At 46.0% G+C, this 9783-nt stretch carries 8 protein-coding genes; 6 read left to right on the top strand and 2 right to left on the bottom strand.

Annotation, left to right across the window (positions count from 1 at the left end; genetic code table 11):
* From KDK15_RS20160 to KDK15_RS20145, 4 genes are all read left to right on the top strand, one after another.
* Nucleotides 1–459: hypothetical protein (locus KDK15_RS20160; RefSeq protein ID WP_257297193.1), on the top strand; the 459-nt coding region annotated here is incomplete at its 5' end.
* Nucleotides 460–597: 138 nt separating this feature from the next.
* Nucleotides 598–1017: a hypothetical protein gene (locus KDK15_RS20155; protein ID WP_257297192.1), complete on the top strand. Its 420-nt coding sequence runs from the start codon at nt 598–600 to the stop codon at nt 1015–1017.
* 30 nt (nt 1018–1047) lie between these two features.
* Nucleotides 1048–4461 (top strand): pullulanase-type alpha-1,6-glucosidase, encoded by a 3414-nt coding sequence (gene pulA, locus KDK15_RS20150; RefSeq protein WP_257297191.1) that lies wholly within the window; start codon nt 1048–1050, stop codon nt 4459–4461.
* Nucleotides 4462–4494: 33 nt separating this feature from the next.
* Nucleotides 4495–4863 (top strand): hypothetical protein, encoded by a 369-nt coding sequence (locus tag KDK15_RS20145; protein ID WP_257297190.1) that lies wholly within the window; start codon nt 4495–4497, stop codon nt 4861–4863.
* Here the strand turns inward: KDK15_RS20145 and KDK15_RS20140 are convergent.
* Nucleotides 4860–5711: a hypothetical protein gene (locus KDK15_RS20140; protein ID WP_257297189.1), complete on the bottom strand. Its 852-nt coding sequence runs from the start codon at nt 5709–5711 to the stop codon at nt 4860–4862. The genes KDK15_RS20145 and KDK15_RS20140 overlap by 4 nt on opposite strands.
* An 825-nt stretch (nt 5712–6536) precedes the next feature.
* Between KDK15_RS20140 and KDK15_RS20135 the strand changes: the two genes are divergently transcribed.
* Nucleotides 6537–6746, top strand: coding sequence for a hypothetical protein (locus KDK15_RS20135; protein WP_257297188.1), 210 nt, complete (start codon nt 6537–6539; stop codon nt 6744–6746).
* A gap of 128 nt (nt 6747–6874) precedes the next feature.
* On the opposite strand, the gene KDK15_RS20130 is transcribed toward KDK15_RS20135, so the two are convergent.
* Nucleotides 6875–7924: a hypothetical protein gene (locus KDK15_RS20130; protein WP_257297187.1), complete on the bottom strand. Its 1050-nt coding sequence runs from the start codon at nt 7922–7924 to the stop codon at nt 6875–6877.
* 560 nt (nt 7925–8484) lie between these two features.
* Here KDK15_RS20130 and KDK15_RS20125 point away from each other — a divergent pair.
* Nucleotides 8485–9489: a GTP-binding protein gene (locus KDK15_RS20125; RefSeq protein WP_257297186.1), complete on the top strand. Its 1005-nt coding sequence runs from the start codon at nt 8485–8487 to the stop codon at nt 9487–9489.
* Nucleotides 9490–9783 lie beyond the last annotated feature (294 nt).

Below are 9783 nucleotides of genomic sequence, written 5' to 3'. Positions count from 1 at the left end.
CAGTCCGAGAAAGGGAAGGCTACCCGGAAGGCTTACCGTGAGTCCGAGAAAGGGAGGGCTTCCCGGAAGGCTTACCGTGAGTCCGAGAAAGGGAAGGCTTACGAGCAGTCCGAGAAACGGAAGGCTTCCCGGAAGGCTTACCGTGAGTCCGAGAAAGGGAAGGCCTACGAGCAGTCCGAGAAACGGAAGGCTTACCAGAAGGCTTATCAGAAGGCTTACCAGCAGTCCGAGAAACGGAAGGCTACCCGGAAAACTTACGAGCAGTCCGAGAAACGGAAAGCTTCCATGAAGGCTTACAAAAAGGCTTATAATAAGGCTTACAAGGAAGTTTTCAAGAATACCGGTGATCAAGAACAAGCAAGAATAGCTGGTAAGCAAGCTGCCGCCCTTATAAGGGAATCGAATAAATCAAAATTGAATCAACCTGAATTCAAGTCAAAAATGCCTAACCGGGTTTGAGTGTCCAAAAAACTAAAACCGCTTCAGATATAAACTACACTTTCCTACTATGCTCCAAGTTATGTACGACTTAGAACGTACAAATATTGTAGATCTTCTCCAACTTTACCCCTTCACACAACAGGTCTGGTACCACCTATGATAAGCGGCAAAAACAACTATTTTGCATATTATGCAACAGTAGACATGACGGTGTTTGCCATTGGTATTTTACCTTTTCTATTGCCTGGAACATCCTTTGCCAGTGAGCATCCCTGGGATAATGGTGTGTGGTTTGCCCAATTGGGAGGAGGGACTGCATTAACCAGAAGCCTTGACGATGATCGAACGTTAAAACAAGCCGGTTTTGACCTGCAAGATCGATTTAAAAACTGGCAAAGCGACCAGCATGGTTTTTTTGGGCTGCTATCCGGAGGCTATGAAATTCCCTGGCAGGACTATCAAGTTCGTTTAGGCGTTAGTTATAACCAGATGGGCGAGCTTGAACACAAAGGCGTCAGGGTGGACGATACGCTGGCCTTCCATCTGTATGAGGCCCGCCTGACATGGCGTTTTTGAATCCCCAGTATCCCTGATGGAATCTCGGTTATGAATATTGCGACAAAACTTCTGGTTCCGGCTCTGGTTCTGACCAATCATTTGCATGCCGCCGGGTTGGTGGAAATCATTGCAACACAGTCCTTACCGGAAAAGCTGCTGAAAGGTGAAGAAGCAACCGTGACCTGGCTGGTCAGGTCATTGTCAAAAACGACACTCCCTGACTTTCAGGTGACGCCTACGGGGGTAAAAATCACGGCAAACACTTGTACTGAACAGCTTTCTGCCAGAGAAATCTGTCAGTTAAGCGGGCGATTCCCGGCCAATGAAACCGGGGATTTTTCGGTTAAGCTTGAAGCCAGCGCGGCAAAACAGACTTATCGATTCACCAGTGAAGTAGCATCGGTGCATGTTTTTGAGGAGACTCCCGGTAAACCTGCCGACAAAGAAGCCATCCTTTATTACCAACGCCCGGACGGTATTTACCAGGGCTGGGGGCTGCATCTGTTCAATAACGACAACTGCAAGGCTTTTGGCAAAACAGATACCGACTGGAACCGGCCCTGGATGCCAGAAAGTATTACCCAGACTTATGGCGCGCTCTATCGGATACCACTTTCTGACACTTTTTCCAAGGTGCAGGATGACTGCCTGAATTTTATTGTGCACAAAGGCAACGAAAAAGACCTTGGTGGTGACATGGCCTGGCGTTTTTCTGATACCGATGGTCAATTGGCCTATACCTACAGTGGTTACAACCTGATTTCACCGACGCCACTGGATGGCCCTCCTCTGATTGTTGATGGTGCAAAGGCGCACTGGGTTTCCTCTGCCACCCTGCTCTGGACTGAAGGCAGCGGTTCGGATGTTGATAGAGCAGAGCTACTGTATTCAGACGACGCCGACATTACGCTGGCGAAGGGTAATATATCCGGAAAATATCAAACTATTTCACTTGCCAAAGGCGGCAAAATCAACAACAGTGTGCGAGAGAAACTCCCCCACCTGATGAATCGCAGCCCTCTTACTGTTTCTGCCGATCTTGCAATCATTAAAAAAGCCCTGAAGGGTCAATTGCTGGCGGTGGCCTATAAAGGAGAACAGCCCAAATACGCTACAAAGGTTCAGGTTCAGGGCTTGCTTGATGAGTTGTATAAGTACAACGGTGAATTAGGTGCCATTGTGGGTGACTCCGGTATCGATTTTACACTCTGGGCGCCTACTGCCCGGAATGTGCGCCTGGTGACAACTTCTGCAAGCAAAACAACCGACCGTAAGTTTGACATGATTGAAAGTGCTGCTGGTGTCTGGAGCTACAGAGCTGACAATAAGGATTATGACCGATCTTTTTATCGCTATGAGGTGACTGTCTTCCATCCTCAAACAGACAAGATCGAAACTTATGAAGTGACTGACCCGTATTCCCTGAGTTTATCGACTAACAGTCAATACTCTCAGGTCGTTAACCTCAACGACCCATCGCTTAAGCCTGAGGGTTGGGATAGTGTCCACTATTCCCAACAAGACCCTGAAGATATGGTGCTTTATGAAACCCATATCCGGGATTACAGCATTAACACCTCCGGCTTGACCAATCCTGGCAAATTCAAGGCCTTTACTGAAGCTAACGCCAACACCCATTTGCAACAATTGCAAGCTGCAGGCCTGACCCATATACACTTGCTGCCAGCTTTTGATATCGCCACCGTTGATGAAGTCCCGGCGAATCGGATTGATATTTCCCAGACTATGGAGCAACTGTGCGCCAGAAAGGAAGTAAAGGCTGATACCGGCTACTTCCGCACTTTTTGTAGCAACCCGCAGTCAGGCCAAACCATTCAAGCTTATCTGCAATCCCTTGGTCCTGAAACAGACCGGGCTCAATACCTCTACCAACACATCCGCCCTATCGACAGCTTTAACTGGGGCTATGACCCCCTGCATTACACCGTTCCTGAGGGCAGCTATGCCACTGATCCAGACGGGATCACGCGAATCATTGAATTCCGGGAAATGGTGAAAGCCTTGAAAGCTGCAAAGCTGGGCGTGGTAATGGATGTTGTTTATAACCACACTCATGCCCACGGTGTTAGCAACCATTCTGTGCTGGATCGAATTGTCCCCTGGTATTACCAGCGATTAAACCCCGACAGCGGCATCGTTGAAAACTCAACTTGCTGTTCAAATACCGCCTCTGAGTTCGACATGATGGAGAAACTCATGATTGACTCTCTCAAGGTCTGGGTTAAAGACTACAAAGTGGATGCGTTTCGGTTCGACTTGATGGGGCATCATCTCAAGCGCAATATTGACAAAGCACTGGTGGCAGTTAAAGCCATTAACCCCGGTATCTATTTTTATGGTGAAGGCTGGGAGTTTGGTGAAGTCGCTGGCAATGCCAGAGGCATTAACGCCAATCAGCTGAATATGGCCGGAACAGGAGTAGGCACGTTCACTGACCGGATGAGAGACCGGATTCGTGGTGGCAGCCCTTTTGATCAGGGCGATGCTCTGCGGCAAACCCAGGGCTATGCCTCAGGACTCCATTATCACCCAAACGAAAAAACAGCAGAGACAAAGGCTGCTCTGTGCGCCCATACGGATATCATCCGCCTGGGTATGGCCGCCAATCTGAAAAACTTCCGTTTCGTTGATTGTCACGGCACCCTTCGTTACGGTTTTGATTTTGACTATAACGGTGCTCCCGCCGGTTATAGCCTCGACCCACAGGAAGTGATCAACTACGTCTCAAAGCATGACAACCAAACCCTGTGGGATATCCTGATGTACAAGCTTCCTAAAGGTATGCCTACGGCCAACCGTGTCAAGCTTCATAATCTGGCGCTGGGCATCACGCTGTTAAGCCAGGGTGTTCCCTTTATTCATGCCGGCTCCGAACGGTTGCGCTCGAAATCCATGGAAAGAGACAGTTACGATTCCGGCGACTGGTATAACCGGATGCCTGACGACGAAGATAACTATTGGAATCAGGGCTTACCAAGAGCAGATAAGGACGGAGCGAACTGGAATCTGATTAAAGAGATCATCTCAGATAGCACTACTCGACCGGATAAGGAGAATATAGCTGCCGCAGATGCCTATTTTCAAAACATGCTGAAAATTCGTAAAAGTTCTGCTCTATTTCGCCTCAAGACAGAGCAGGACGTTATTGATCGGATTACTTATCTGAACACCGGGCCAGACCAGATTCCGGGTTTGATTGTTCAGCGCATCAGCGATGAGGCACCATTTCAGAGTATTGATGGCCAGTATGAGGTGATCATTGTTGCTGTGAACCCTTCAGGTGACAAAATGACTTTCGAGCTGCCCGAATCTGAAAGTGGTACTTATTCACTTCACCCCTTTTTGCAGCAGGCTTTTCCAGAGGGTTACCCTACATCCTCCAACCGTCAATTACGGATACCGCCTTTGTCCATTGTCGTTTTTGTTCGGGAAGAGGCTTAGGAACCGTAATTTAATAGACATTTTAATAAGGAATTGTCTCGGAGTAAGTTCCGCATTTGGCTGGGACTTGTTAAGCTCGCTGGGCTGCTGGCTGCTGGCTGCTGGCTGCTGGCCGCAAAAGCACAAGCGGCCTCCCTCGTTCCCACGCTCTGCGTGGGAATGCATACCGGAGATCGGGTTTACATTTGCCCGGTGAGCGTTATTTCCAGTGACAGCATCCCACAATCAGGAAATACATTACACGGCGGTCTCCCTGAAAACCCGATCGCCCGGCGGGTTTACTGGAAAGGTATTGATAACCTCCGCAAGTGTCTGAACCAACCGTTCTCTCTTTTCAGGGCTAACATGACCAGCAACCATATTATTAATAGATTGCCTGACTGTATCTTCATCTCTGGCTAGAATTTAGGATTTATTTGGGCTTCAGTAATAAAGCGTGTCCCGGAAGGACCTGCCACACCCTCACTGACAGCAGGCATTTTTTCAACAGGATTCCTGACTTGTTTCTTCTTATGACTCAAATCCGGCACTGGAACATATTCACCTTCATCCCCGTCTTCAAAATAGGATTTCAAATTACTGATTTCCGAAGTCCCAGCTTCTAAATTCAGTATTTCTCTGTTCTGATCTTTATCCGTTTTTTTGGCATCATTGCCTGTACAAAAGAAGCGTGTCAATAAAATAATTGCAACACCCACAGTGATAAAAACCAGTTCAGGTAATATTCCTAAAATAATAAAAGAGTCATCAGTATCTGGAGCTGAGGAAGCAGATATAGCATGCTGCAATAATCCGGTAATGTATTTATCAAAAGTTAAATTTGAGGGGGGTGTTGAATTGAACTGGCTGGCATTGGCAACTACTGATGCAGGACTCTCTTTCAAGTTTACAATACCACTACCTGTAACAATCAAGAATGCCAGCCCAATAAGTGTCAGGCAAGTTCCTGCACATATCCCCTCAATGGTTTCGTCTGGTTTTTTACCCAATAAGAATTCTTTACACCCGGATTGAGTCACTTCTCTTTGCGATATGGCTTTACTGTCACTCTGGAGTACGAGTTCCTCGATCGGTTCCGTTTGACAGCTAACAATGGTATCCGCATTCGCCTTTATAACTTCCCTGGTTCCGGTAAACCCTTTAGCCTCAGGAGAGGCTTGTAAAGATGTTGGCTTCAGAGTGTCAGCAGTAGGATCAATAGCCTGTTGGTGCTGAACTTCATTACCTGAAGCTGCGCCAGTAATACCCATAGTATTTTTTATACCTGACTATCAGTTTTATTTTTCATGACATGAGAATTAAAAAATGACAAACAGTATTCACAACAACATTTCCTTGAAGCAGGTTAAGAATAAAGTTTGCTTGCCAATTTAAGCAAATAATCTGCACAAGAATAAAAAAATCATAATAAAACGATTGATAAACGGTTTCTCCTGACTGACCACTTATCAACTTATTGATCTTTGGCCGTTATAAGTAGCTACCGTCGTATGCTATCACTGCTCGCCTCAGAGGTGAGGTAGTAATGAATAATATCGTTGGTCGCAGGCTTTCAGACGCTATCAGGGAAGACATTCGGTTTAAAGCAATCCGGGTGGTAATGGAGCTGGTTAACTGAACGGCGCTTTGGCCAGCAACAGCGATGAAAATCAATAATTACTGGCTTTTATATAGAAAACAATGGCAGATTACCAGATCCGGAGCGCGAATCCCGGGTTAAAGATTTTGGTAAAACAGCATTTCCCGGAAGCAGGTGGAGAGAACAGATTAGAGATACGGAGTCAGTTAAACAAGAGATTAACTATATGTTGGAAGAATCCATGTTTGGTAATCTGATCACAAAAATCGAAACAAAATATACTGAGCTACCATTTTTGATTTTGCAGTGGATCTTCTGCTGCAACTATAGCTGTCATCGGAGGTTTAAGTTGGCCCGTAGCCATACCAGCTGCTGGTGTTGTTGGGTTTTTTGCTCTAACTGTATGTCTCGCAGCGGAAGAATTTGATGCGAGTAAACCAGAAAAACAGCGTTTTAAGAAGCAAGAAGAGCTTATGAAAAAAAACAAAAAGAATTAATGGAAGAGGCTCACAATAACATTAACGTGGAGGCCATAAGCATTCCGCGTAACGATGGAGGAAGCAATAACCGTGAGGATAACCCCGCCCCATCAATAAACCAGACAACGCAGAGACGTGGGGCATTACTTAATGAACTCCGGGCAAGGTTTAAAGAACTCAGGCTTGGGCAGAGTATTGATGATGGAGAGTTATTGGCCATTACGTGATATAAAAGTTCAAAGGTGTATTTCATTGAAAAACGCCAGTTCGACGGTTTGTGTCATCTGGATAGCCGTTTTGGCGGCTACCACATCATCGGCTGCAAAAAACGGTACGCTGCTGAATCAGTTGTTTATTATCGACCTGCATGACGATAAAAAACCTGAGAAAAACATTCAGGTAAGGAGCAAACAGCTCTTTGGACTTTTACTAAAAACATGGCCGCTGCCATACCCGCGTATTCACTAAGATGAAACCGATTGGCTAATGCTATTGCTGACATATAAAGGACTTTTCCACTGCTTTCAAAATCCCCCAGAATAGATCCGTCGAATTTAGGCTCATGACCATTATTTAACTGCGTGACGAATTCCGGCTGAGATAGAATTCTTGTAATAGCATCATCCCGACTGATATTGTCCCGGTTCATTGCTGTACATATCAGCAAATTAAAGAGTTTGCTGGAATCTCCTTTATCCATCTGCATAACCCCTCTAGACCCCGGGTTGTATGAGCTTGCAGCAACGATCGCTACGCCAAACAACCATTGGCTTACCTGCATTCCTATACGCTGTATCTGATATTTTTCCGGATACTTGTCAATCAGCTCAGGATTGACAAAAAAACTATCCTCATCAGGCAGACTCTGCCGCCCCTCATCTATTCGTTGCAGCATGAGTGCAAAGAAATAAGGATCCAACTCATCAATATCGGAGGATACCGTTTCCAGGCCTTCAACGACCCACTCTTCATAGGTATCTTTAATATCAGCAATAACAGCATCAACAGCTGCCTTCATCGCCTCCTTGTATTTTTTACCATTTTCTTCATTTGGCATCATTGTAATTCGGAAAGGCCGAAGCTTACTCCCCACCAGATCGGCCAGATTATCATCAAAAACACAAAGGTCTTTTTTAAATTCATTCAGTTTATCTCGAAAAGCGGGTTTTATTTTTTGCCCTTGTAGTCTATCAAAGGTTCTATAGATAATTTTCTTTGAAAAAAGCTCTTTTTCAATATCACTTTGCACTTCGATCTCTTTCTCTTTAACAACATGTGCTTCTGCATCTGTTTTTAATACTATTTTTCGCCCGAAAGCCCCTCCAGCGTCTTTCCACTCCCCACCTGAGCATGGTGAACGATGCCGGAGGCAACAATTTCCAGATTTTAAATCGATGTTAACCATTGTAAGAAGTCCTGTTTTGTTTTCAGGAACTCATGATCAGAAACACCAGGCTGATCGATAAGCTTCTGGGCAATTAAGATAGCACTTCCTGTAAATAAGAAAGCGCTTTTGCAAAAAGCTAACTTGCAGACATAACAACCAATTTATTCACTTGCCAACACCTCAACTTCTGCAGGCAAGTACCGCTGCACCAAACCCCAATGACTCCAGTGAGTGTAAATGGGCCCAATGGCAAGAAAAACATTATTTACCGTCCTGGATGGGGGAAGGCTGCTACAACCCAAAATCAAAGCAGAAAGTTAATAAAACTATACTTGCACTCCATTCTCAAATAGAGTCCGACGGTTTATTTAAAATCTGTAAAAAACTGCCTTGTGTCAAGGATCATTTTGGTAGCGGTGCAGTTCATGAGTGCAAGGATTTTCTGAAACACTGATCATCCGCCATGGCCACAGTTAACATTAACTGGTACCTGTTCACCCTTCCTGACCTTTCGCACCTTATTTTTAGAATCCCTGACAGGCTGCTACACTTCCGAAAATTGCAAGGCTGTTATTACAATGCAGAAAAAAATTCCTGCCAATTTGATCACCGGCTTCCTGGGCTCCGGTAAAACCACTGCCATTGTTCACTTACTCAGCCAGAAACCCGACTACGAAACCTGGGCTGTGCTGGTCAATGAGTTTGGAGAAGTCGGTATTGATGGCACCCTGTTACAGGGGGCTTCGGCACGTAATGATGTCGTCGTGCGAGAAGTGCCCGGTGGCTGTATGTGCTGCGTGGCCGGGCTACCCATGCAGATTGGCCTTAATATGCTGATTGCCCGCAGCAAACCGGACCGGCTGCTGATTGAGCCCACAGGGTTGGGACATCCCCAGGAAATTATTAACACCCTTCAGGGAGAGTATTATCAGGAGGTTCTGAGCCTGGAAGCCAGTATCTGCCTTGTGGATCCCCGGAACCTTGAAGATTCCCGATACCTGGAGAATGACAATTTTCGGGATCAGATTCATCTGGCCGATGTACTGGTAGCCAACAAAACTGACTTATCCTGCGAGGATGACCGGAGACGTTTTGAGCAGTTTGCAGACCAGCTGCCGGAGCCAAAACCAGAAACGGCCTGGGTAAAACAGGGTGCATTATCCGTAGCGTGGCTGGATCTTCCTCGCCGTGATCGTATGGCGGTTAACCCCAAAGCACACCATGCACACCACAGGAGCCCCGATAAGCAACAGAACACCAAACCAATGAGCCTGCCTGAAGGCCAGCTTTTTCTCCGTAAGGAAAATAAAGGCCAGAATCATTTCAGCTGTGGCTGGCTGTTTTCTGAAAGCGCTTCGTTTTCATTTGACCGGCTGTTCTCACTGATTCACTCGCAAACTGCCCAGCGGTTAAAAGCAGTGGCAAAAACAGACCAGGGGGTGAAAGGTTTTAATATGCAAGATGGCATCGTCAGTGTAATAGCGATCGAAGAAACTCCGGACAGCCGCCTGGAAATCATCAGCACTACAACTATGGACTGGGATGACTTTGAAACTCAGCTGCAAGAAACCATAATTGACTAACCGGCATAAACCGGTTTGTTCTTATTCCGTAAACAGCAATTTTATTTCAGCAAGAGAACCTTGCCCTTCTCCTGCCTGCCATATAATTATTATTTATCTTATATTTCATCTCGACTTTAGACTTTTCATGACACGAAAGATTGGTCAGGTTCCGATAAAATAACAAGCCGGTATCAGCGAACCATTTTTTCAGGTTCGCTTTTATTGCCGGTTTTTCTCTAAGGGAGTTTCTCTACCTTCTCGGCTGTCATCCTGGTGCCGTATTTTCTGGGACGTCCCGGTTTTTTGACTGCG

The organism is Endozoicomonas sp. YOMI1 (genome assembly GCF_024606345.1).
In the GTDB taxonomy this organism is placed as follows: Bacteria; Pseudomonadota; Gammaproteobacteria; order Pseudomonadales; family Endozoicomonadaceae; genus Endozoicomonas.
Note: the sequence above shows the minus strand (reverse complement) of the source record. Positions and strands in the feature narration are given on the sequence as shown.